This is a genomic window from Streptomyces sp. NPDC023838, assembly GCF_040639555.1.
Taxonomy (GTDB): Bacteria; Actinomycetota; Actinomycetes; order Streptomycetales; family Streptomycetaceae; genus Streptomyces.
Genome location: NZ_JBFAAD010000006.1, coordinates 282,229 through 304,548 on the forward strand (window position 1 = coordinate 282,229; position 22,320 = coordinate 304,548).

Sequence of the window (22,320 nt, forward strand, 5' to 3'; positions counted from 1 at the left end):
TCCGTGCCCGAAGGACGCGTGGGGCGGGATCAGTCCAGGGTGACGGGGCCCTCGCCGGTCCTGGCCTGCGAGGTGCCCTGGTCGGCCGAGGTGTCCTGCTCAGGCCGCGCCGGCTTCCCGGACGCGCCGAGGTAGCTCTGCAGCTCCAGCAGACCACTCCCCTTCGCGGAGCCGTCGCGGCGGTCCTGCCCCTGGCTGGATCCGCTCAGGTTCTGCCGTACGGAGTCGAGGATCGTCAGGCCCTGGCCGACCAGGCCCGCCGCGATCTCGCCGAGGCCGTCGGCCCCGTTGAGCACATTGACGTTGGCGCCCGCGAGACCGCCCGCGGCCTCCTTGACGATCTGCGGCAGCTGGTCGATCAGCATCCGGTCGAGCGCGACCCGGTCGTACGAGGCGGCCGCCTCGGCCTGGATCTTCATCCGCTCGGCATCGGCCACGGCCAGCACCCTGATCCGCTCGGCCTCCGCCTCGGCGGGCTTGACGATCTCGGCCACCAGCTGTTGCTGGCGCAGCTTGGCCTGCCGCAGCGCCAGTTCGGTCTGGGCCGCGAGGACCTCCTGCTGGGCGTGGGCCTGGGCGAGCGGGCCGGCCTGGGCGGCCTTGGCCTCGGCGCGGTCGACCTCGGCCGAGTACTCGGCCTTGACGACGGCGGTCTGGCGGGCGTATTCGGCCTGGTTGCGCGCCGCCACCTGCTCGGCCTCCACCGAGGCCTGGGTGGCCTGCGCCTGGGCGATCTGGGCCTGGCGCTGGATGGCCGCCTTGTGCGGGGCGGACATCGCCTCGATGTAACCGGTCTCGCCGTCATCGATGGACTGGATCTGGAGCGAGTCGACGATCAGGCCGATCTTCGCCATCTCCGACTTCGAGGTGTCCAGGACCTCGGCGGCCAGCTTCTGGCGCTCGGTCACGATCTCCTCGACGGTCATCGAGCCGATGATCGCGCGCAGATGACCGGCGAAGATCCGGCCGGTGAGCACCGACATCTGGTCCTGGTCGGAGAGGAAGCGCTGACCGGCGTTGACGATGCTCTCGGTGTCGTTGCCGACCTTGAAGGCGATGACGGCCCGGACGGTGAGCGCGATGCCCTGCTTGGTCACACAGGTCTCGGTGACCTCGGCCTCGCACATGGCGAGGGTGAGGAACCGGGTCTTGCGGAAGATGGGGAGCACGAACTTGCCGTGCCCGGTCACCACCCGGAACGGCGCTCCTCCCAGGCCTCGTCTGCCGCCCGAGATGAGCATCGCCTCGTCCGGGGCGGGCACGCGGTAACCGAACATGTGGGTCTCCCTTGTCTGTTGCTTGCTGTGCTGATGGGCGGCCCCGAGGGGCCGGGGCGGGTTTCAGCCGGTCGCCGACGGCCGGGGCAGCCCGGGCCGAGACACCGGGCGGATTTCAGCCGGAGCCGAGGCCCAGCTCGTCCAGCGGGTCGGCCCACTCGATGACGTCGACCTGCCGCGTGCCACGGGACTCCACGACGAGGACCCTCGCGCCGCGCGGCAGGGGCTCCTCGGACCAGGCGAGGAACGTTTCCGAGCCACCCCGGACCCGTACCAGGACCTCGCCGGGGCCGCCGGAGCCGCGGGTGCCGATCAGTACCTCGCCGGTGCAGCCGATCACGGCATCGTCCTGCTCCATCGCCCGACCGCCCCCCTATGTCGCCGCGGAACCGGCCCTCCACGGTCCGGGGCCGCCCACACGTTCCGGACGCGCGACCGATCCGGACTTCCGACGATAGCTCCCCGCCTCCGTACAGCCCATCCTCGGGTGCCTGACGGAGTCTGACGTTCGGATGCCAGAGCGCCTACACAACCCGCAAGTAATCTGCGAAATCTGACACAACCCTGAAACCAGAGTGTCTTGTTCGGCCAGAGCGGCACCAGGAGACTTGGGGACAAGATCTACTGCGTCGCGCCGGGCCCCACCCCGGAAGGGCGCCGAAGACCATGTGACACCCCGAGGCCGAGCTTCATGAACGAGGTGGGGCTGTTCCCCGGGACTGCCGGTCAGGCGGCGGCGAGCCGATCCACTCGCCGGACCGCGTGACGGGCCGGCGGCGCCTGCGGGTGTGCCCGTACGCCGCCCGCACGATCACTGCCAGGACGCCGCGGGGGCGTCCTCTGCATGTCTCGCTGGGAGAGTTCTTGATGATCACACGCAGAAATGCGATGAAAGCCGGCGTCGCGCTCACCGGTGCCGTGGGGGGCGCGGGACTGCTGATTCCGGCCCTGGGCAGCGAGGCGCAGGCTCAGGCGACCGACATCGACCCGACCACCATCCCCAAGTTCGCCCAGGAGATGCCGGTCCCGGACACCCTGAAGCCGGACCGCATATCGGGTACGACGGCGTACTACAGCTTTGAGATGAAAGAGGTCCAGGCCGAGATCCTCCCCGGCAAGCAGACGACCGTCCGCACCTTCGACGGCCACTGGCCGGCCCCGTGGATCAAGGCCTGTTCGGGCCACCGCGTGGTGGTGACGCAGAAGAACAACCTTCCGACGCCGACCTCGATCCACCTGCACGGCGGCCATGTCCCGGAGTCCAGCGACGGCACGCCGATGGACCTCATCCAGCCGGGCGGCGAGAAGACCTACACGTACCCGAACAACCAGCCCAACGCGAACCTGTGGTTCCACGACCACGCGCACCACATCGAGTCGGAGAACGTCTACCGCGGTCTTACGGGCTTCTACACGCTGATGGACCTGCCGGAGAAGGCCCTCGGGCTGCCGTCGGGCGCGTACGACGTCCCGATCGGCATCCGCGACGCCCGCTTCGACGACAGCGGGCAGCTCCTCTACCAGATGAACGACTTCCGGGGCCGGACCGTCATCCTCGCCAACGGCAAGGCGTGGCCGTACTTCGAGGTCGCGGCGCGCAAGTACCGCTTCCGCCTGTACAACACGGCCAACATGCGGTTCTTCACGCTGAAGCTGTCGGACGGCTCGACCGTCCAGCAGATCGGTACGGACGGCGGTCTGCTGGAGGCCCCGCTGACCACCGACACGATCTCGCTGACCTCCGGCGAGCGCGCCGACGTCGTCATCGACTTCTCCAAGTACCCGGTGGGCACCACCCTGGAGATCGTCAACACGGAGAACGTGCCCGTGGGTGTGCCTCCCACGCCGGTGCTCCAGTTCCGGGTGACCCGCAAGGCCGCGGACTACAGCAGGGTCCCGGCGAAGCTGCGGACGCTGCCCGCGCTGCCGACACCGACCGTCGACCGCAACGTCGTGCTGCGGGTGGACGAGAACATCCCGGACGGCATGGGGTACATCGACGAGAAGGTGTACGACAGCAACCGCGTCGACAACACCATCAAGTACGGCGACACCGAGGTGTGGACGGTCAGCAACGTCAACCAGCGGGTGCCGCACAACTTCCACATCCACCTGGTCCAGTTCCGGGTGCTGGAGCGCAACGGCGTACCGGTGACGTCCGGGCCCGAGTTCGGGCTCAAGGACACGGTCCGGCTGATGCCGGGCGAGAAGGTGAAGGTGCAGGCCACCTTCACCGGCTACCGCGGCAAGTACGTCTACCACTGCCACATGTTCGACCACGCGTCGATGGGCATGATGGCGACGATGCAGGTCGTCTGAGGCCCGCCCCAGGTACGGCCGTGTCACGACCCCGCCCCCTGCTGGCTCCTGCGCCCCCGCCAGGCAGCCCGGAGGGTACCCATGGCAGCGGGCCGCGGCGCGGTCAGGGCGGCGGGCGGACCGGTTCACCGGATCCGCCCGCCGTCCGCCCAACTTCCCTTGTCACCGCTTGGGTTGGCGGTACCGGCCGTAGTGCGGACGGCGGCCGTTCTGGGCGTCGGCGTAGAGCCGGAAGAAGCGGTCGCCGTAGACGGGGCTGTAGGTGATCCGGTTGTACCGGGGGTCGGACTCCGGCACGTTCATGCCGCCGCCGTTGTAGCCACCGACGTTCCCGATGATGTCGCCGGTCCCGGCGTCCCAGTCGACGTCGGAGAACCACGGACCGCCGGAGACCCCGCCCCACATCCCGGCGCACTCGACCCGCATCTGCCGGAACCCGGACAGCCGCCCCGACCGCGCGGCGCAGCGCACCGGCAGGTCCGCCGGATTGCGCCCCACCCGGGGATAGCCGAGCATCGTCACGTCCTGGCGGTATCCGGGCGTACGGACCAGGTGGTTGGCTCCCACGACGTCCTGCGCGTCCCTGCCGTCGGGCGACGGCGCCAGCCGGCCGAAGGAGTAGTCCAGGTCGGAGACGGCTCCCTTGCTGTTGCGGACGTACTGGTCGTCCACGTACCAGTCGGTGACCCGGTAGAACCCGTACGGCTGGTCCCCCAGCGCGCTGCGCGAGCGGTACTGCGGTACGAACACCGCCCGCCCGCGCGCACAGTGACCGGCCGTCAGGATCAGGCTGCGCCCGTCGCTCTCCACCACACTCGCCGAGCACTTGTGCGCACGCATCTCGCCGGTGGTCGGGTCCGGGCTCGCGGAGGTGAACAGCACGCCGACCGAGGCGATCCCGGGGAAGTGCTCGGCGCTCGGCATACCGGGCACGGCGGCCGGGGGCCCGGGCGTGCCGCCGGGGGCGTCGTCCGGGCCGGGGCGCGCGGGGTCGGTGGCGGAGGCGATGCGGCCCGGGGTCCAGAAGCCGAGGACATCGGCGTCCGACCAGTCGTCGCCGTCCGGAGCGGCCTCTCCTCTCGTACGGGACGCTGTCGCATCGGGTGAGTCGCCGGACGGGGGCGCCGCCTCGGCGGGCGTCGTCCCGCCGGTGAGCAGGAGGGTCCCCGAGGCGGCGAGGGCGAGCCCCAGACGCAGCCGCAGCGGTGACCGTGGCCGTGACCGGGACGGAATCATGGGCGACATGGACGACATGGACGACATCCTGCCCGAATTACCCCCGTATGCCCCCGAGGCTCAACGGTGTGCCCAGTCGCGGGCGCAGCGGCGCTCGAACGCCCTCCACTCCGTCTCCAGCCGCCACTGGAGGGCGGCCTTGGGGCTGGCGGCGAGAAACGTCCGGCACGCCGCACCGGGCCTGCCGTCGGGGTTGGGGGTGTCGTTCCGGCAGGGTGCGGCGAAGGTGTCGTACCGGTCCTGTTCCTGCCACAGGTTCGCCCCCTCGACGAAGGCGTGGTCCAGGGAGGCGCGCGCGGAGGTCCGTAGCTCCTCGATGCCCAACCTCTGCTCGGCGACGGCCAGTTGGAAGACGTCGGTGAGGCTGCTGCGGCTGACGCCCGGGTCGTCGGTGGCCAGGGCGAGGGGCACACCGGCGTCGAGATAGCTGTGCAGGGGGTGCCGGTCACCGCGGACCCGGAGGATCTGGGCGTGGCTGATCAAGGGGGCCTCGACCAGGACGTGCCGCCCGCGCATCCGGGCCGCGAGGGCCTGGTGGCCGCGCTCGTGGACGAGGTCGACACCGTGTCCGATGCGGTCGGCGCCCGCGATGTCGACGGCCTGGGCGATGTGGAAGGTGAGATCGCGGCGGCCGACCCCCTTCAGGCCCTCGACCAGTTCACCGGCGTGCAGGCTGACGTGGACGGACGGGGCCCGGGACTTGAGGAAGCCGATCATCCTCATGTGCAGCGCGTAGTCGCGCAGGGCGACCGGGGCGTCCTCGGGCTGGACCATGTTGACGCCGACGACCCGGCCGAGCCGGCGGCGGGCGAGTTCGAAGCCGAGGATCTGCTGGGCGAGGACATGGCGGGCGGGCTGGGCGCGGCCGACCTGGTAGTCGAAGCGGATGACGACGGAGCACGCTCGCGGCGCGGGCGCGCGGTCGCAGCCGAGGATTTCGCGGTAGTCGCGGAAGCTCTGGTCGTACGCGGCAGCCGCCTCCCGGACGATCGCCCGGAACCGGGAGTCCCGGGTCAGGGCGTCATGGAACTCCGCCAGGCCGGACGCGCCGGGGTCGGCCGGATGCACCCGGTCGACCAGCCGCTGGAGCGGCTCGGCCGCCACCGTCACCAGCGTCTCCACATAGGCGGTCCGCTCCCGCGTGGCGTCCCGGGCCACTTCGGCGAGCATGTCCGCGTCGTGGCCCGCCTCGGCCTCGGCGAACTTCCCGAAGGTGGCGAAGAAGTGGTCGTGGCCGGGTTGCGGGTCGCCGTCGGGCGGCAGGACGAAGCCGCGCATCGACCAGGCCCGGACGACCTGGCGGCGGAACGGTCCGGGCCGCGTGGCGTCCTGGGCGGGCCGCTGCCCGGCGGCGCACGGCTGGGGTCCGGGGGTGACGACGTACGTGGCGGCGTCGACGCACCTGCGGTCGCGGGCGGCGTACGCGATGAGCGATTCGGCGCGGACGGCTCCACCGAGGTGGTGGTGCAGGTCGCCGCCCTTGGGCAGGTCGCGGAGCAGGCGGGCGAGGTCGGCGGGATGTCGGACGGCGTGCTCCAACTGCCGCTGGGCCAGGCGGTGTTCGTCCTCGGCCGGTTCCTTCCGGCTCTGCCCGGCGCCACGGGTGACGCGGAGGTCACCGGGTCCGGCAGTGACGTGCCCGGGGTCGGCACTGATCTGGCCGGGGGTGCCGCTGCCCTGGCCGGACCCGGACCCGGCCGCGGCCACCGGCAGCGCGCCGACGGCCAGCCCGAGCGCGGTCGTCCCGGCCAGTGCCGATACCGACCACCACCGGCGGCGGCGGCGAAATCTCTTCTCCATGCCCTGTCCCTCTCCTCCCCCCCCTGCCCCCATACTCACGGTCGGCACACCGCAACCACCCGACGCGCGCGCGGCGGGCACCCGTGTGGCCGACACGCGGCAGTCGTCCCGCGCCGGGGCCCGGCAGTGGCTACGGTGATCCGCGTTCCCCCCGCCGAACGCCGAAGGGAGTACTCCCGTATGCGCGGTACGTCCTGGCTCCGGGCGCTCGTCGCGTCGCTGCTCCTGCTCGCCGCGGCTCCGGCCACGGCCGGTGCGGCGAGCCCCCGCCCGGCGCCCGTCGTCCTCTTCCCCGCCTTCCACCTCACCAAGCTCACGGTGAACGTCAGCGGCCAGACCACCGTGCCCGGCTGCCCCCGCTCCGGCAGCTTCGAGGACTGGTACCTCAACGACCGTCCGAGCACCGTTTTCAGCCAGGTCTGCCAGGACCGGCTGCTGACCCTGCGCTACGGCGCGGACGGCACCGGGCCGGTGCCGTCGCGCCTCTCGGAGCAGCCCGGCGTGACCGTACGGGTCAAGGAGTACGGAAGCACCCGCAGCGCCCCCTTCTACGAGCCGCTCTACCGCTCCCTCGACGCGGCCGGCCTGCGGCGGGACCGGGGCATCCGGGTCGCCGGGTACGACTCCCGGCTCACCCCGGACCTGGGCGGTTTCCTCTCCCGTACGCGCGAGCTCGTCGAGAGCACCTACCGGGCCAACGGCAACCGCCCGGTCCACCTGATCGGCCACTCCAACGGGCCGCTTTACGCCCAGTACCTGCTCACCCACACCTCACAGGCCTGGCGCGACACCTACATCCACGGCTTCACCCCGATCGCGGGCAACTTCCCCGGCCAGGGCCTGCTCTACCCCACGCTGTTCACCGGGCTCAACATCCAGGACTTCGCCTACCCCACCACCAGGGCGAACGCGCAGAGCAGCGCCCGTATGTATCTGAGCGCCCCGTCGACGTACATGAGCGCGTCCGACCCCCGGGTGATGGGCGACCGCGAGACAGTAGTCAACGACCGCTCCACCGGCCGTAGTTACACCCCCCGCGACTACCGCCGACTGCTGAGGGACGCCGGGCTTCCCCCTCAGGCCCGCGCCCTGGCCGACCACTACATCGGCTTCGTGGGGTTCAGCGACCGACGGGACTTCCCCGACGTCGACGTGTACGCGGAGAAGGGCTCGGGCCTGTCCACCACCGTCGGGGCACGGCTGCCGGACCTGACCGTGGGACAGCCGGCGAGCGGGGCCGAGTTCCTCCACCGGGACGGCGACGGCAACCAGGAGGACCTCACCAACGACGCGGTCCTGGCCTGGCGCGCGATGCCCTGCCACCACTTCACCCTCACCGACAACCCGGGCGTCGACCACTTCTCGCTCCCCGCCGACGACAAGGTCCTGACCCGCCTCACCGCGGATCTGCGCCGCCCCCGCACGCACTGCACCCGGAGGTACTCATGAAGATGCTGATCAACGTGGCCGAGACGGTCGTGGCGGACGCGCTGCGCGGGATGGCGGCCGCGCATCCGGAGTTGACCGTCGACGTGGAGAACCGGGTGATCGTGCGCCGGGACGCGCCGTTCGCCGGGAAGGTCGCTCTGGTGTCCGGCGGGGGGTCGGGGCACGAGCCGCTGCACGGTGGGTTCGTGGGGCGCGGGATGCTCGCCGCCGCGTGTCCCGGCGAGGTGTTCACCTCGCCGGTGCCGGACCAGATGGCGCGGGCCGCGGCCGCCGTGGACAGCGGGGCCGGGGTGTTGTTCGTCGTCAAGAACTACACCGGTGACGTCCTCAACTTCGACATGGCCGTGGAGCTCGCCGAGGACGAGGGCGTGCAGATCGCCAAAGTGCTCGTCGACGACGACGTCGCCGTGACCGACAGCCTGTACACCGCCGGGCGGCGCGGCACCGGGGCCACCCTCTTCGTGGAGAAGATCGCGGGCGCGGCGGCCGAGGAGGGCGCGCCCCTGGAGCGGGTCGAGGCCATCGCCCGCCGGGTGAACGCGAGTTCGCGCAGCTTCGGCGTCGCGCTCAGCGCCTGCACCACACCCGCCAAGGGCAGCCCGACCTTCGAGCTGCCGCCCGGCGAGCTGGAGCTCGGCGTCGGCATCCACGGCGAGCCCGGGCGCGAGCGGCGGCCCATGATGACCTCCCGGGAGATCGCGGACTTCGCCGTGGACGCCGTGCTGGAGGACCTGAAGCCGTCGAGTCCGGTCCTGCTCCTGGTCAACGGCATGGGGGCGACTCCGCTGCTGGAGCTGTACGGGTTCAACGCCGAGGTGCACCGGGTGCTGGCCGAGCGGCGCGTCCCGGTGGCCCGCACGCTGGTGGGCAACTATGTGACCTCCCTCGACATGGCGGGCTGCTCGGTGACGCTGTGTCAGGCCGACGAGGAGTTGCTGCGGCTGTGGGACGCGCCGGTGAACACGCCCGCGCTGCGGTGGGGCTGCTGAACCCCCGCCGATCCCGCTCCCCGGCCCGGCCCCGTCCCCGTCCCCGGCCCGCCTCACGTCCGTACATCTGAAGGAGTGCTCGTGCTCGACGCCGTTTTCTTCCGCCGCTGGATGACCGCGACCGCCTCGGCCGTGGACCGGGAGGCGGACCGGCTGACCGAACTGGACTCGGCCATCGGCGACGCCGACCACGGCGCCAACCTCCAGCGCGGTTTCACCGCCGTCACCGCCGTCCTGGAGAAGGAGTCGCCGGACACCCCCGGGGCCGTACTCGCCCTCGCCGGGCGGCAGTTGATCTCGACGGTGGGCGGCGCCTCCGGACCGCTGTACGGGACGCTGCTGCGCCGCACCGGCAAGGCGCTCGGCGACCGGGCCGAGGTGAGCCGGGAGGAGCTCGCCGCGGCGCTGGGCGAGGGCGTGGCGGCGGTGGCGCAGCTGGGCGGGGCCGCCGCCGGGGACAAGACGATGCTGGACGCGCTGTTCCCGGCCGTCGAGGCGCTCGCGGAGTCCTTCGCGGCGGCGGGCACGGCGGCGGAGGCCGGGGCGCTGGCGACCGTGCCGCTCCAGGCCCGCAAGGGCAGGGCCAGCTATCTGGGCGAGCGCTCCATCGGGCATCAGGACCCGGGTGCGACCTCGGCCGCGCTGCTCGTGGCGGCGCTCCAGGAGGCCGCCGCGTGAGCGCGGGCCAGGGCGAGGCCGACGGACTCGTCGGGGTCGTGCTCGTCTCCCACAGCGCGCAGGTCGCCACCGCCGTCGCCGCGCTCGCGACCGGCCTCGCGGGCGGCGGCGCGACCGCTCCCGTCGCGGCCGCGGGCGGCACCCCCGACGGCGGCCTCGGCACCAGCTCCGAGCTCATCGCGCGGGCGGCGGACGCCGTCGACCGGGGCGCGGGCGTGGCGGTCCTGGTGGACCTGGGGAGCGCGGTGCTCACCGTGAAGGCGATGCTGGCCGAGGGCGACGAGCTCCCGGCGGGGACGCGGCTCGTCGACGCCCCCTTCGTCGAGGGTGCGGTGGCGGCCGTGGTGACCGCGTCGGCCGGGGCGCCGCTGGACGCGGTGGAGGCGGCGGCCACGGAGGCGTACGACTACCGGAAGGTGTGATCCGCGGAGCGGAGGGTGTGATCCGCGGCACGTGGGCGAGGGCCCGGCGGGACGTTTCCGCCGGGCCCTCGGTCGTACGGCCGCCGGGCCCGGCGTGTCCCACCGTCGACCTTTATGCAACTTGTTGCATAAGCGCGCCCCGTGCTCTACAACTGGAGCGACGACACCGCCATACCTGGAGACGCCCCGATGAGCGACTACCCCCACCTGCTGAGCCCCCTCGACCTCGGCTTCACCACCCTTCCCAACCGGGTGCTGATGGGTTCCATGCACATCGGGCTCGAAGAGGCCGAGAACGGGTTCGAGCGGATGGCGGCGTTCTACGCCGAGCGGGCGCGCGGCGGGGTCGGTCTCATGGTCACCGGCGGCATCTCCCCGAACGACGCGGGACGCCCGTACGAGGGCGGCGCCAAGCTCACCACCGAGGCGGAGGCCGCCCAGCACCGCACGGTCACCGACGCGGTGCACGCGGCGGGCGGGCGGATCGCGATGCAGATCCTGCACTTCGGCCGGTACGCCTACCACCAGGACCTGGTGGCGCCGAGCGCGCTCCAGGCCCCCATCAGCCCCTTCGTGCCGCACGCCCTGACCGACGACGAGGTCGAGCAGACGGTCGAGGACTTCGTCCGCGCGGCCGCGCTGGCCAAGTCCGCCGGGTACGACGGCGTCGAGATCATGGGCTCCGAGGGCTACCTGATCAACGAGTTCATCGCGGGCGCCGTGAACCGGCGGACCGACCGCTGGGGCGGCTCGTACGAGAACCGGATGCGCTTCCCCGTCGAGATCGTCCGCCGCACCCGCGAGCGGGTCGGCGACGACTTCATCATCGTCTACCGGCTCTCCATGCTGGACCTGGTGCCCGGCGGCTCCACCCTGGAGGAGGTCGTCACGCTCGCGAAGGCCATCGAGGCGGCCGGCGCCACCCTCATCAACACCGGCATCGGCTGGCACGAGGCCCGCATCCCCACCATCGCGACCTCGGTGCCGCGCGGCGCGTACACCTGGGTGACCAAGAAGCTGATGGGGTCCGTCTCCATCCCGCTGATCACCAGCAACCGCATCAACACCCCTGAAGTGGCCGAGCAGTTGCTCGCCGAGGGCCGGGCGGACATGGTGTCGATGGCGCGGCCGTTCCTCGCCGACCCCGAGTTCGTCGCGAAGGCGCGGGCCGGGCGGGCCGAGACCATCAACACCTGCATCGGCTGCAACCAGGCCTGCCTGGACCACACCTTCAGCGGGAAGATCACCTCCTGCCTGGTCAACCCGCGCGCCTGCCACGAGACCGAGCTGGTCCTCTCCCCCACCAAGCGCCGCAAGAGCCTCGCCGTGGTCGGCGCGGGCCCGGCCGGACTCGCCTTCGCGGTCTCGGCGGCCGAGCGCGGCCACGCGGTCACCCTCTTCGACGCGGCCGCGGAGATCGGCGGCCAGCTGAACATCGCCAAGCGCGTCCCCGGCAAGGAGGAGTTCGACGAGACGCTGCGCTACTACCGTACGCAGCTCGAACTCCGCGGTGTGGACGTCCGGTTGAACACCACCGCTACCGCCGGGCAGCTCATCGCGGACGGCTACGACGAGGTCGTCGTCGCCACCGGCGTGATGCCCCGCACCCCCGAGATCCCCGGATCCGACCACCCCAGCGTCGTCACCTACCTGGACGTGCTGCGCGACGGCGCGCCGGTCGGCGAGCGCGTGGCGATCGTCGGCGCGGGCGGCATCGGCTTCGACGTCGCCGAGTACCTCACCGACGGCGGCGACGCGGCGAGCCTGGACCCCGAGACGTACTTCCGGCAGTGGGGCGTCGACACCTCGTACGGCGAGCGCGGCGGGCTGCGCGCGCCCGAGCGGCCCAAGCCCCCGCGCGCGGTGCACCTGCTCCAGCGCAAGACCTCCAAGGTCGGCGCGGGCCTCGGCAAGACCACGGGCTGGATCCACCGCACCGAGCTCAAGCACCGGGGCGTGACGATGGTGCCGGGCGTCAGCTACGACCGGATCGACGACGCCGGGCTGCACATCACCGTCGACGGCACCTCCACCGTGCTGCCGGTCGACACCGTCGTGCTCTGCGCCGGGCAGGAGCCGCGCCGCGACCTGTACGAGGAGCTGACGGCGGCGGGCGTCACCGTGCACCTGATCGGCGGCGCGGACGTCGCGGCCGAGCTGGACGCCAAGCGCGCCATCGACCAGGGCACCAGGCTGGCGGCGGCCCTCTGACGGCCGCGGTCGGCGCGGCCGGTCCCGCAGAACCTACGATGCGCTCATGTCCCTCCCGCACGCGATCCTGACCGCTCTGCTCGAAAAGCCCTCGTCGGGGCTTGAGCTGACCCGCCGGTTCGACAAGTCGTTCGGCTTCTTCTGGTCCGCGACGCACCAGCAGATCTACCGCGAGCTGGGCAAGCTGGAGCAGTCCGGGTTCATCCGCGCGCTGCCGTCCGAGACCCCGGCGCGCGGCCAGAAGAAGGAGTACGAGGTGCTGCCCGCGGGCCGCGCGGAGCTCGCCGCGTGGGCGGCCGCCGGGCAGGACCCGCGCCCCATGCGGGACCCCCTGCTGCTGAGGATGCGGGCGGCGGCGGTGGTCGGCACGGACGGGCTCACCGCCGAGCTGCGCCGCCATCTCGACCTGCACCAGCGGCAGTTGGAGATGTACGAGGGGTTCGAGCGGCGGGACTTCCCGCCGGAGCGGGACAGCGAGCAGGACCGGCTGCGCCACCTCGTGCTGCGCGGCGGCATCGAGCTGGAGACGTTCTGGATCCGCTGGCTTACGCAGGCGCTGGATAATGTGGACGGGGAGGAGTGAGCCCGGCCCCGGGTGAGGGACGAGCGCGGCCCCCACTGGCGTTGTATTATGCAACTAGCCAGTGAGAGGACCAGCCGTGCCCAGCCGAGACCAGTCGGTCACCACCATTCAGCGGGAGCTGACCGCGTTCGCCCGGCGCGCCCGGGCAGCCGCCGCGCGCATGCACCCCGAGTTGTCACTGGTCTCCTTCACGCTGCTGTCCCACCTGGAGGACCAGCAGGGGTGCCGCGCGACCGATCTCGCCGCGTACTACATGCTCGACAAGTCGACGATCAGCCGGCAGATCGCGGCCCTGGAGAAGCTGGGCTTCATCGAGCGCCGCACCGACCCGGCCGACCACCGCATCCAGTTGCTCCACCTCACCGACGCGGGCACCGAGAAGCTCGCCGAGGCCGCGGTGCTGCGGCGGCACGCCTTCCACGAACGGCTCGCGGACTGGGACGAGGCCGACCTCGACCGGTTCGCCACGTATCTGCTGCGCTACAACAGCACGGCTCCGGACGGGAGCTGACCCCCTCGGGACCCTCGGGAGCCCTCGGGGCCCCTCAGGGGTCCTCGGGAGCACTCGGGAGCTAGGGCGCGCCCCCGCCCGGCGTGACCAGGCCCGACTCGTACGCGAGCACCACCGCCTGGGCCCGGCTGGCCAGGTCCAGTTTGCTCATGGCGCGGTTCAGATGGGTCTTGACCGTCGCCTCGCTGATGAAGAGGTGGTCGGAGATCTCCAGGTTCGACAGGCCGCGCGCGGTGAGCTTGAGCACCTCGGTCTCGCGGGCGGTGAGCGCTGACAGGTCCGACGACAGGCGCGGGGAGCACTCGGCGGGCCGCGCGAAGGACTCCACCAGGCGCCGGGTGACGCTCGGCGCGAAGAGGGTGTCGCCGCCGCCGACCGCCGCGACCGCGTTGAGCAGCCGCTCCGGCCCCGAGTCCTTGAGCAGGAACCCCGAGGCGCCGGCCCGCAGCGCGGAGTACACGTATTCGTCGAGGTCGAACGTGGTGAGGATCAGGATGCGCGGCGGCGGGTCCTCGGCGTCCGCGAGGATCCGCTCGGTGGCGGTGATGCCGCTCATCCCCGGCATCCGGATGTCCATCAGGATCACATCGGGGCGGGTCAGCGCCGCCTGGGCGACGGCCTCCTCGCCGTCGCTCGCCTCGCCGACCACGTCGACGCCGGCCGCCCGCAGCAGCGCGACCAGACCGGCCCGTACGAGGAACTGATCGTCGACCACCAGTGCCCTGGTCATGGCAGCGCGTCTTCCCCCTGTGTCAACGGTCCCGGTCAGGCGGTCGGCTGGGCCGAGGTCGGCAGGAGCAGCCGGACCTCGAAGCCTCCCCCGCTCCTCGGGCCGGTACGGATCGTGCCGCCGTAGAGCTTGGCCCGCTCCCGCATTCCGATCAACCCGTGTCCACCACCTGATCGATTTCTGACCGGATTCTCTCCCGTACTCTCGTTCACGACGGCGAGGGCGACATGGTTCCGCTCGTAAGAGACTTCCACGGTCGTCCGTGCGCCGGGCGCGTGTTTCAGGACATTGGTGAGCGCTTCCTGCATCACCCGGTACGCGCACAGGTCGACGCCGGGCGCGAGCGGCCGCGCCTGTCCCTCCACCCGCAGCTCGACCGGCAGACCGCCCGCCCGCAGCCGTTCCACCATGTCCGACAGGCGCCCGAGGCCCGGCATCGGGGCCGACGGCTCGCCGTCGAGGTCCTCGGCGCGCAGGACGTGCAGCATGCGCCGCAGCTCCTCCAGCGCCTCCTGGCTGGTGGCGGAGATGGTGCCGAGCGCCCCGCGCGCGGTGGGCGGATCGGATTCGAAGACGAAGCGCGCCAGGCCCGACTGGACCGATATCACCGACATGTGGTGGGCGATGATGTCGTGCAACTCCCGTGCGATGCGGCCGCGTTCCTCGGCGACCTCGCGCCTGGCCCGGGCCTCCTGCTCCTTGGCCAGCTGTTCGGCGAGCTTGGCGGAGCGGCGCGCCACCCGGCCGAACCGCCAGATCACGGCCGGGACGGCGAGAGCCTGCACGGCCACGGACGGCATGGAGTCGCTGCCGGCGCGGATCCCCGCGAACACCCAGACCGCGCCGAGGACCGCCGCGCAGGTGACGGAGGTCCGGGCGCGCCGGGTGGCGGCCACCGTGTAGCACGCGTTCATCCCTCCGTAGCTGCCCACGACCGGCCAGTTTCCCAGCGCGATGTAGAGCGTCCACGTCGTGATGACGAAGAGGCAGACTGCCACCGGCGCCTTGGAACGGAACGCGCACGCCATGTTGATGACCACCGCGAGCACGTATCCGGCCAGGTCGAGCGGGGGTTGCCCCTGGCTGGACGCCTCCCGTCCCAGCAGCACGGCGACACACGTCTGTGCCAGCGCGATGAACACATCGGCGGCAACGGGGCGGATCCGCATTACCGCAGCTTAATTGCAGGTCAGACGCGCGGCGTCAACCAGTTGCGGTGCACGGACTACCGCAGGAGTTGTAGACGGATCCACTCCTTCCGCAGCGGTCCGAAACCCGTTTGCCCCCGCCGGCCACCGGTGTTGGAGTGTGCGCATGGACAACGACGAAGTGCTGGCCCTGTTCGACCGGCAGATGCGCGAGACCTCGCCGCCCGACGGCCCCGGCGCCCGGGTCGAGCGCACGGGCCGGGTCGTGCGCCAGGTCGGCCCCGAACCGGCCTGGAACGGTATCCTCTGGTCGGACCTCGACGAGGAGTCCGCCGACCGTGAGATCGCCGAGCAGGTACGGCACTTCGCCTCGCGGGACCGCGAGTTCGAGTGGAAGCTGTACGCGCACGACACCCCGGGCGACCTCGGCGAGCGGCTGCTCGCGGCCGGGTTCACGGCCGAGCCCGCCGAGGCCCTGATGGTCGCGGAGACCAAGGACCAACTGGGCGAGGTGGCGCTCCCCGAGGGCGTCGAGCTGGTGCCGGTGACCGACTCGGCCGGGGTCGCGCTGATGGCGGCCGTGCACGAGCAGGCGTTCGGCGACGACGCCTCCAGGATCGCCCGGCGCATGGAACTCCAGCTCGCCGAGGCTCCCGAGACCCTGGTCGCGGTGGTGGCGATGGCGGACGGTGTGCCGGTGTGCGCGGCCCGCATGGAGCTGATCCCGGGCACGGAGTTCGCCGGGCTGTGGGGCGGTGGCACCGCCGAGGCCTGGCGTGGCAAGGGCATCTACCGGGCGCTGGTCTCCTACCGCGCCCGGATCGCCGCCGAGCGCGGCTACCGCTTCCTCCAGGTCGACGCGTCCGACCGGAGCGCCCCGATCCTGCGCCGCCTGGGCTTCGCGCGGCTGAGCACGACCACGCCGTACGTCCACCAGCCATAGCCCGGGCGGCCGTTGGCGGTCAGCGGGCGTAGACGGCGACGAAGTCGCGGGTGGCCTGGTTGTAGTAGCGCTCCGGCGGGTTCTCGAAGTCCAGGATGTTGGTGGGCACCGGGTCGTCCGGGGTGCGGCTGCCGTCGTAGCTCATGAAGGACGGCCAGGCGCGGTTCATGTCGAGGGGCATCGCGCGGACCGCGCCCGCGCGCTCCATCAGCTCGGCGAGCGTACGGGCCGACAGGGCCTGGCCGACGACCATGATCACATCGCCCTCGGCGGTGACGCCGACGCCGGAGCGCGCCACGTACATCCTGCTCTGGTCGGTGGCGCCCCACTTGGCGTCGTTGTCGATGTCGGGGACGACCCTGCCGCCGTCGACCATGAGGTCGAGGCACTGGCGCACCCCGACGACGTCCGGGTCATCCGCAGTTCGCGCCCCCAGACGCCGACGCGGATCGAGCCGTCGCGGTAGAAGACCTCGGAGGCGGCGCCGTCGCGGAGCTCTCCCGCCGTCTTCCCGGCGAGGTGGAAGCCGCCCCGGGAGCCGCCGTCGGTGATCTTGAAGCCGCCGTTCCACGTCGCCACCAGGCCGGTGCGCCGCCCCTTGGGGATGCTCGGCGGGACGGCGAAGGAGCCGCCCGGCTCGCGCAGTCCGGGGTGCAGCTCGAAGCGGGCGTCCTTGGCGCTGATCCAGGCGACGGCCGCCTCGTACGAGGTGTGGGCGGCGTCGGGGCGTACATAGGCGCCCTGCACGATCGGGCGGCCGTGGGCCGAGACCAGTGCCCGCCAGACGCCCTCGCCCGGCAGCGCCGGGGTGACCAGCGGCCGCATCGGGGCCCGCAGCGGCAGCCCGCTGTGCGCCGCGACCGGCGGGGCGACGGCGGCCGCGCGCATCCGGGCCAGCGACTCGCTCGGCAGCGACCCGCCGACCCTCGGCGGGTCCATCTCGTACTGGAGGTTCTCCAGCTCGTCGACGACGAAGCCCAGCTCGTGCTCGCGGGCCCAGCCCGCCAGGCGCGCGGCCGTGCTGTCGTCACCCGGATAGGCGAGGGCGTCGCCCACCGACCAGCCCACGGTCCCGGCGCCGAGCAGGCACACCGCGAGCGTCGACCGGAAGGCGAGGCCGCGCCGGCGCCGCTGGGGAGGCGTCAGATCGCTGCGGTGCCTCCACGGCAGCAGGCGGCGACGGGCCATGGCGCTCCCTCTCCGAGGTGTGGTTCCGAACCGACGGACGACCGACCGACGGACACGGACGGACACAAACGGACACGCATCCGAAATGACCAGATATGCGGCTTTCTTCTGCTATAACCCGATCGCCCTCGGCCCAATCAGTCAGCACACTGGTCGCCATGGCCGAGAAACGCAGCGCGGGGCTCCTTCTCCACCGGACCGCACCGACCGGCGTCGAAGTGCTGATCGGGCACATGGGCGGCCCCTTCTGGGCCCGCCGGGACGAGGCCGCCTGGTCGATCCCCAAGGGCGAGTACGGCCCGGACGAGACACCGGAGGCGGCTGCGCTGCGCGAGTTCGAGGAGGAGCTGGGCCTGCCCGCCCCCGAGGGCACCCCGGTGCCGCTCGGCGAGTCGCGGCAGGCCAACGGGAAGGTGGTGACGGTCTGGGCCCTCGAAGCCGACCTCGACCTCGCGGGCGTGGTGCCCGGCACCTTCACCATGGAGTGGCCCCGGGGCTCCGGCGTGCACCAGGAGTTCCCCGAGCTCGACCGCGTCGCCTGGCTCCCGCCCGAGCAGGCGGCGGTCAAGCTGGTGGCGGGGCAGCGGGTCTTCCTCGACCGGCTGGCCGCGCACCTGAAGGACGCCGGGCGCACCTGACGCGGTCAGGCCGCGCGCCGGCCGCGCCGACGGTGGCTCGCGATGATCTCGGCATAGTGGCGTCCGCTGCCCTTGATTGTCCGCTTCTGGGTCGCGTAGTCGACGCGCACCAGGCCGAACCGCTTGTCGTAGCCGTACGCCCACTCGAAGTTGTCCAGGAGCGACCAGGCGTAGTACCCGGCGAGCGGGGCGCCCCTGCGGGCGGCGCGGGCACAGGCCGCCAGGTGTTCGCGCAGGTACTGGAGGCGCTCGGGGTCGTGGACGGTGCCGTCGGCCCGGACGACGTCGGGGTAGGCGGAGCCGTTCTCGGTGACGTGGATCCGGCGGGCCCCGTACTCCTCGGTCAGACGCATCAGCAGCGTCTCGATGCCGCTCGCGTCGATCTCCCAGTCCATGCCGGTGCGCGGCAGCCGGGGGGGCCTGGCGGGCGAACGGGTACGAGCCGTGCGGGTCGTCGGCGACGCGCACGCCGAAGTAGTAGTTGAGGCCCAGCCAGTCGAGCGGCTCGGCGATGGCGGCGAGGTCGCCGGGGTGCTCGGGCAGGTCGACCCCGTACACCTGCCTCATGTCGGCGGGGAAGCCCCGGCCGTGCACCGGGTCGAGCCACGGTACCCACCGCCCACCGCCCACCGCCCACCGGAAGGGCGCGCTCAGGCCGACTCCCGTACCACCGCACCGGTGAGAGCGTCGCTCACGCCGACTCCCGTACCACCAGCTCCGGTTCGAAGACAACAGAGGTCACCGGGCGCTCCGGGGTCTCGATGTGCTCCTGGAGCAGCCGGGCCATCTCCGCCGCCATGGCCTCCACGGGCTGGCGCACGGTGGTGAGGCCGAGGCGCCCGGAGGTGGCCGCCGCGCTGTCGTCGAAGCCCACCACGGCGACGTCGTCGGGGATCCGCCTGCCGTGCTCCCCCAGCACCTGGCAGGCACCCCGCGCCATCACGTCGTTGCCGACGAACACCCCGTCCAGGTCCGGGTGTTCGGCGAGCAGCCGCGCCATCGCCTCCTCGCCGCTGCGCTGGGTGAAGCGCCCCTCGACGATGGGTACGTACGGATGACCCCGGCGCGCCATCGCGTCCCGGAACCCGGTGAGCCGGTCCTGGCCCGCCGGTACGTCCAGCGGCCCGGTGATCGTGGCGATCCGCCGGCAGCCCCGGGCCAGCAGGTGCTCGGCCGCCAGCCGTCCCCCGTCCGCGTGGGCGAGGTCGACATGGCTGAGCGGCACCGGCCGGGCCGGGCGGGCGAAGAGCACGGCGGGCAGCCCGGCCTCCGCGACCAGCGCGGGCAACGGGTCCTCGCCGTGCGCCGACACGATCAGCGCGCCGTCGGCGCTGCCCTGGCGCAGATAGCCGACGATCTGCTCCCGCTCGGCGGGCGTCTCCGCGAACATCAGCACCGGATGCGTGGAGCGGGGCCGCAGAAAGCCGACGACCCCGGCGACCACGCGGCCGAAGAACGGGTCGGCGAGCACCCGCGCGGCGAACGCGTCCGGCCCGTCGTCCTGGGCGTCGCCGTCCACCCCCGACACCACCAGGGCGATCGTCTCGGCGCGCCGGGTGACGAGCGAGCGGGCGGCGCGGTTGGGCGCGTACCCGGTGGCGGCGACGGCCCGCCGCACGGCCTCCTGGATGCCGGGGTCGACATTGCGGACGCCGTTGACGACCCGGGACACCGTCGCCCGTGACACACCCGCGACCCGCGCCACGTCCTCCAGCGTGGGCGCGCCGGCCGACACCGGCAGATCTCCGCTCATGACGGCACTGTACGCGGGGGCGATCGGACCCGGCGGTGGCCGCTGCCGGGGTGCGCGGCGCTGACCGCCCCAACGATCAGCCCCCAACAAGCCCCAACAACCAGTCCGCGTACAACTCTTGACGCCTTCGTACCGCCGGAGAACCATCTGGGTGCAGTTGGAGAGCGCTCTCCCGTAGCCCGCTTCACCCCCACGACTCAGGATCGAGGCGCGATGCACGCTCCCCCCACCGGTTCGCCGGTGTCCTCCAGACCGTCCCCCAGCCCCTTCGCCCATCCCCGGCGGACGGCCGCGGCCGTGGCCGCGGTCCTGGTGGCCGCACTGCTCCTGTTCGTCCCCGCCCCCGCCGCCCACGCCGACCCTCCGCCGCTCTCCCCGGGCCGGCCCGTCACCGCGTCCAGCCAGGAGAACGGCGGCACCCCGGCCGCCTCGGCCGTCGACGGGAACGACGGAACCCGCTGGTCGAGCGCGTTCTCCGATCCGCAGTGGATCCAGGTCGACCTCGGCGCCCCGGCGGCGCTCGGCAAGGTGGTCCTCAAGTGGGAAGCGGCGTACGCCAAGGCGTACCGCGTCGAGCTCTCCACCGACGGCACCGCCTGGACCACGGCGTACTCCACGGCCAACGGCCCGGGCGGCACCGAGACCCTGCCCGTCTCGGGCACGGCCCGCTATGTACGGATGTACGGCACGGCCCGCGCCACCGGATACGGGTACTCCCTCTGGGAGTTCCAGGTGTTCGGCAGCGCCGGCTCCACCCTGCCCGGCGGCGGCGACCTGGGCCCCAACGTCCTGGTCTTCGACCCGTCGACCCCCGACATCCAGGGCAGGCTCGACCAGGTGTTCCGGCAGCAGGAGTCGGCGCAGTTCGGCACCGGCCGCTACGCCCTTCTGTTCAAGCCCGGAACGTACAACGGCATCAATGCGAACCTCGGCTTCTACACCTCGATAGCGGGGCTCGGGCTCAACCCGGACGACACGACCTTCAACGGCGATGTCACGGTGGACGCGGGCTGGTTCAACGGCAACGCCACCCAGAACTTCTGGCGCTCCGCCGAGAACCTGGCGCTCAACCCCGTCAGCGGCACCGACCGCTGGGCGGTCGCCCAGGCCGCGCCGTTCCGGCGGATGCACGTCAAGGGCGGCCTGAACCTGGCGCCCAACGGCTACGGCTGGGCCAGCGGCGGGTACATCGCGGACAGCAGGATCGACGGCACGGTCGGCCCGTACTCACAGCAGCAGTGGTACACCCGTGACAGTTCGGTGGGCGGCTGGACCAACGGCGTGTGGAACATGACGTTCTCCGGCGTGCGGGGCGCGCCCGCGCAGAGCTTCCCCAATCCCCCGTACACCACGCTCGACACCACACCGGTCTCGCGCGAGAAGCCGTTCCTCTACCTCGACGGCAACGACTACAAGGTGTTCGTGCCCGCGAAGCGCACCAACGCGCGCGACGTGTCCTGGGGCTCCGGCGCACCGCAGGGCAGCTCGCTCCCGCTCAGCCAGTTCTACGTGGTGAAGCCCGGCGCGACCGCCGCGACCATCAACCAGGCGCTGGCCCAGGGCCTCAACCTCCTGTTCACGCCCGGGATCTACCACGTGGACAGGCCGATCGAGGTCAACCGGCCCGACACGGTGGTCCTGGGTCTCGGGCTCGCCACGGTCGTGCCGGACAACGGCGTCACCGCGATGCGGGTCGCCGACGTGGACGGCGTGCGGCTCGCCGGTCTCCTCATCGACGCGGGGCCGGTCGACTCGCCCGTCCTGCTCCAGGTCGGACCGCCCGGGGCGAGCGCCGACCACGCGGCGGACCCGACGACCGTCCAGGACGTGTTCGTCCGGATCGGCGGGGCGGGCGCGGGCCGAGCGACCTCCAGCATGGAGATCAACAGCAACCACACCATCGTGGACCACACCTGGCTGTGGCGCGCCGACCACGGCAGCGGCGTCGGCTGGGACACCAACCGGGCCGACTACGGTCTGACGGTCAACGGCCATGACGTCCTGGCCACGGGCCTGTTCGTCGAGCACTTCAACAAGTACGACGTGCGGTGGAACGGCGAACGCGGCCGGACGATCTTCTTCCAGAACGAGAAGTCGTACGACGCGCCCAACCAGGCCGCCGTCCAGAACGGCAGCGTGCGCGGGTTCGCCGCGTACAAGGTGGCCGACTCGGTGACCACCCACGAGGGCTGGGGACTGGGCAGCTACTGCTACTACAACGTGGATCCGACGATCGTCCAGGACCACGGCTTCGAGGTGCCGGACCGGCCGGGCGTGCGGCTGCATGACCTGCTGGTGGTCTCACTCGGCGGCAAGGGGCAGTACGCGCACGTCGTCAACGGCACCGGGACGCCGACGTCGGGTACGTCGACGACGCCGTCGACGGTGGTGTCGTATCCCTGAGGTCTCGTGTTCGTGTGACAGACGACCGCGCCGGAGACCCGT

General features: G+C 72.2%; 20 protein-coding genes and 1 pseudogene. 11 read left to right on the forward strand and 10 right to left on the reverse strand.

The annotated features are described in order from the left end of the window. Nucleotides 1-29 precede the first annotated feature (29 nt). Nucleotides 30-1,277, reverse strand: coding sequence for an SPFH domain-containing protein (locus tag AB0G17_RS10665; RefSeq protein WP_361378787.1), 1,248 nt, complete (start codon nucleotides 1,275-1,277; stop codon nucleotides 30-32). Between the two features lie 115 nt (nucleotides 1,278-1,392). Next, nucleotides 1,393-1,635 carry a hypothetical protein gene (locus AB0G17_RS10670; RefSeq protein ID WP_361378790.1) on the reverse strand — a complete coding sequence of 81 codons (243 nt, stop codon included), beginning with the start codon at nucleotides 1,633-1,635 and terminating at the stop codon, nucleotides 1,393-1,395. Between the two features lie 509 nt (nucleotides 1,636-2,144). Here AB0G17_RS10670 and AB0G17_RS10675 point away from each other — a divergent pair. Beyond that, nucleotides 2,145-3,596 carry a multicopper oxidase family protein gene (locus tag AB0G17_RS10675; RefSeq protein WP_361378793.1) on the forward strand — a complete coding sequence of 484 codons (1,452 nt, stop codon included), beginning with the start codon at nucleotides 2,145-2,147 and terminating at the stop codon, nucleotides 3,594-3,596. A gap of 162 nt (nucleotides 3,597-3,758) precedes the next feature. Here the strand turns inward: AB0G17_RS10675 and AB0G17_RS10680 are convergent, their stop codons facing one another. Both AB0G17_RS10680 and AB0G17_RS10685 read right to left on the reverse strand, forming a co-directional pair. Continuing rightward, entirely contained in the window at nucleotides 3,759-4,841 is a 1,083-nt protein-coding gene (locus tag AB0G17_RS10680; protein WP_361378796.1) for a trypsin-like peptidase domain-containing protein, read from the reverse strand. Nucleotides 4,842-4,892: 51 nt separating this feature from the next. Then, nucleotides 4,893-6,632, reverse strand: coding sequence for an adenosine deaminase (locus tag AB0G17_RS10685; protein WP_361378799.1), 1,740 nt, complete (start codon nucleotides 6,630-6,632; stop codon nucleotides 4,893-4,895). 180 nt (nucleotides 6,633-6,812) lie between these two features. Between AB0G17_RS10685 and AB0G17_RS10690 the strand changes: the two genes are divergently transcribed. From AB0G17_RS10690 to AB0G17_RS10720, 7 genes are all read left to right on the forward strand, one after another. Beyond that, nucleotides 6,813-8,081: a hypothetical protein gene (locus AB0G17_RS10690; protein WP_361378802.1), complete on the forward strand. Its 1,269-nt coding sequence runs from the start codon at nucleotides 6,813-6,815 to the stop codon at nucleotides 8,079-8,081. Next, nucleotides 8,078-9,070 carry a dihydroxyacetone kinase subunit DhaK gene (dhaK, locus tag AB0G17_RS10695; protein ID WP_361378805.1) on the forward strand — a complete coding sequence of 331 codons (993 nt, stop codon included), beginning with the start codon at nucleotides 8,078-8,080 and terminating at the stop codon, nucleotides 9,068-9,070. Before AB0G17_RS10690 ends, dhaK begins: the two co-directional genes overlap by 4 nt. An 81-nt stretch (nucleotides 9,071-9,151) precedes the next feature. Continuing rightward, the gene (gene dhaL, locus AB0G17_RS10700) at nucleotides 9,152-9,748 is read left to right on the forward strand and encodes a dihydroxyacetone kinase subunit DhaL (protein WP_361378808.1); all 597 of its coding nucleotides are present in this window, start codon (nucleotides 9,152-9,154) and stop codon (nucleotides 9,746-9,748) included. Then, nucleotides 9,745-10,170, forward strand: a complete 426-nt coding sequence (locus AB0G17_RS10705) for a PTS fructose transporter subunit IIA (RefSeq protein WP_361378811.1) — start codon at nucleotides 9,745-9,747, stop codon at nucleotides 10,168-10,170. The genes dhaL and AB0G17_RS10705 overlap by 4 nt, the downstream gene beginning before the upstream one ends. A 189-nt stretch (nucleotides 10,171-10,359) precedes the next feature. Next, the gene (locus tag AB0G17_RS10710) at nucleotides 10,360-12,381 is read left to right on the forward strand and encodes an NADPH-dependent 2,4-dienoyl-CoA reductase (RefSeq protein WP_361378814.1); all 2,022 of its coding nucleotides are present in this window, start codon (nucleotides 10,360-10,362) and stop codon (nucleotides 12,379-12,381) included. Between the two features lie 46 nt (nucleotides 12,382-12,427). Continuing rightward, a complete protein-coding gene (locus AB0G17_RS10715; protein ID WP_361378817.1) occupies nucleotides 12,428-12,964 on the forward strand; it encodes a PadR family transcriptional regulator in 537 nt (178 codons plus the stop codon). 76 nt (nucleotides 12,965-13,040) lie between these two features. Further along, entirely contained in the window at nucleotides 13,041-13,475 is a 435-nt protein-coding gene (locus AB0G17_RS10720) for a MarR family transcriptional regulator (RefSeq protein WP_361378820.1), read from the forward strand. A 61-nt stretch (nucleotides 13,476-13,536) separates the two neighbouring features. Here the strand turns inward: AB0G17_RS10720 and AB0G17_RS10725 are convergent, their stop codons facing one another. Then, nucleotides 13,537-14,205 (reverse strand): response regulator transcription factor, encoded by a 669-nt coding sequence (locus AB0G17_RS10725; RefSeq protein WP_361378823.1) that lies wholly within the window; start codon nucleotides 14,203-14,205, stop codon nucleotides 13,537-13,539. Between the two features lie 35 nt (nucleotides 14,206-14,240). After that, nucleotides 14,241-15,374 (reverse strand): sensor histidine kinase, encoded by a 1,134-nt coding sequence (locus AB0G17_RS10730; RefSeq protein ID WP_361378826.1) that lies wholly within the window; start codon nucleotides 15,372-15,374, stop codon nucleotides 14,241-14,243. 145 nt (nucleotides 15,375-15,519) lie between these two features. Here AB0G17_RS10730 and AB0G17_RS10735 point away from each other — a divergent pair, with 145 nt between their 5' ends. After that, nucleotides 15,520-16,296, forward strand: coding sequence for a GNAT family N-acetyltransferase (locus AB0G17_RS10735; protein ID WP_361378829.1), 777 nt, complete (start codon nucleotides 15,520-15,522; stop codon nucleotides 16,294-16,296). A gap of 19 nt (nucleotides 16,297-16,315) precedes the next feature. Here AB0G17_RS10735 and AB0G17_RS10740 read toward each other — a convergent pair whose 3' ends face one another. Together AB0G17_RS10740 and AB0G17_RS10745 are read right to left on the reverse strand one after the other, a co-directional pair. Then, nucleotides 16,316-16,642 carry a phosphodiester glycosidase family protein gene (locus AB0G17_RS10740; protein ID WP_361378939.1) on the reverse strand — a complete coding sequence of 109 codons (327 nt, stop codon included), beginning with the start codon at nucleotides 16,640-16,642 and terminating at the stop codon, nucleotides 16,316-16,318. Next, complete coding sequence (locus AB0G17_RS10745) at nucleotides 16,552-17,484, reverse strand: hypothetical protein (RefSeq protein WP_361378832.1); 933 nt, start codon at nucleotides 17,482-17,484, stop codon at nucleotides 16,552-16,554. Before AB0G17_RS10745 ends, AB0G17_RS10740 begins: the two co-directional genes overlap by 91 nt. A 158-nt stretch (nucleotides 17,485-17,642) precedes the next feature. On the opposite strand from AB0G17_RS10745, the gene AB0G17_RS10750 reads away from it, so the two are divergent. Continuing rightward, nucleotides 17,643-18,122, forward strand: a complete 480-nt coding sequence (locus AB0G17_RS10750; protein ID WP_361378835.1) for an NUDIX domain-containing protein — start codon at nucleotides 17,643-17,645, stop codon at nucleotides 18,120-18,122. Between the two features lie 5 nt (nucleotides 18,123-18,127). On the opposite strand, the pseudogene AB0G17_RS10755 reads toward AB0G17_RS10750, so the two are convergent. After that, nucleotides 18,128-18,740, reverse strand: a pseudogene (locus tag AB0G17_RS10755) (family 1 glycosylhydrolase); the annotation flags it as partial. 73 nt (nucleotides 18,741-18,813) lie between these two features. After that, nucleotides 18,814-19,875, reverse strand: a complete 1,062-nt coding sequence (locus AB0G17_RS10760; RefSeq protein ID WP_361378838.1) for a LacI family DNA-binding transcriptional regulator — start codon at nucleotides 19,873-19,875, stop codon at nucleotides 18,814-18,816. 213 nt (nucleotides 19,876-20,088) lie between these two features. On the opposite strand from AB0G17_RS10760, the gene AB0G17_RS10765 reads away from it, so the two are divergent. After that, nucleotides 20,089-22,278 (forward strand): discoidin domain-containing protein, encoded by a 2,190-nt coding sequence (locus AB0G17_RS10765; protein ID WP_361378841.1) that lies wholly within the window; start codon nucleotides 20,089-20,091, stop codon nucleotides 22,276-22,278. Nucleotides 22,279-22,320: the final 42 nt, after the last annotated feature.

Coding starts and splice junctions, on each gene's coding strand:
- AB0G17_RS10665 (WP_361378787.1), bottom strand. CDS start 1,277: ATGTTCGGTTACCGCGTGCCCGCCCCGGACGAGGCGATGCTCATCTCG.
- AB0G17_RS10670 (WP_361378790.1), bottom strand. CDS start 1,635: ATGGAGCAGGACGATGCCGTGATCGGCTGCACCGGCGAGGTACTGATC.
- AB0G17_RS10675 (WP_361378793.1), top strand. CDS start 2,145: ATGATCACACGCAGAAATGCGATGAAAGCCGGCGTCGCGCTCACCGGT.
- AB0G17_RS10680 (WP_361378796.1), bottom strand. CDS start 4,841: ATGTCGCCCATGATTCCGTCCCGGTCACGGCCACGGTCACCGCTGCGG.
- AB0G17_RS10685 (WP_361378799.1), bottom strand. CDS start 6,632: ATGGAGAAGAGATTTCGCCGCCGCCGCCGGTGGTGGTCGGTATCGGCA.
- AB0G17_RS10690 (WP_361378802.1), top strand. CDS start 6,813: ATGCGCGGTACGTCCTGGCTCCGGGCGCTCGTCGCGTCGCTGCTCCTG.
- dhaK (WP_361378805.1), top strand. CDS start 8,078: ATGAAGATGCTGATCAACGTGGCCGAGACGGTCGTGGCGGACGCGCTG.
- AB0G17_RS10710 (WP_361378814.1), top strand. CDS start 10,360: ATGAGCGACTACCCCCACCTGCTGAGCCCCCTCGACCTCGGCTTCACC.
- AB0G17_RS10715 (WP_361378817.1), top strand. CDS start 12,428: ATGTCCCTCCCGCACGCGATCCTGACCGCTCTGCTCGAAAAGCCCTCG.
- AB0G17_RS10725 (WP_361378823.1), bottom strand. CDS start 14,205: ATGACCAGGGCACTGGTGGTCGACGATCAGTTCCTCGTACGGGCCGGT.
- AB0G17_RS10730 (WP_361378826.1), bottom strand. CDS start 15,374: ATGCGGATCCGCCCCGTTGCCGCCGATGTGTTCATCGCGCTGGCACAG.
- AB0G17_RS10735 (WP_361378829.1), top strand. CDS start 15,520: ATGGACAACGACGAAGTGCTGGCCCTGTTCGACCGGCAGATGCGCGAG.
- AB0G17_RS10745 (WP_361378832.1), bottom strand. CDS start 17,484: ATGGCCCGTCGCCGCCTGCTGCCGTGGAGGCACCGCAGCGATCTGACG.
- AB0G17_RS10750 (WP_361378835.1), top strand. CDS start 17,643: ATGGCCGAGAAACGCAGCGCGGGGCTCCTTCTCCACCGGACCGCACCG.
- AB0G17_RS10760 (WP_361378838.1), bottom strand. CDS start 19,875: ATGAGCGGAGATCTGCCGGTGTCGGCCGGCGCGCCCACGCTGGAGGAC.
- AB0G17_RS10765 (WP_361378841.1), top strand. CDS start 20,089: ATGCACGCTCCCCCCACCGGTTCGCCGGTGTCCTCCAGACCGTCCCCC.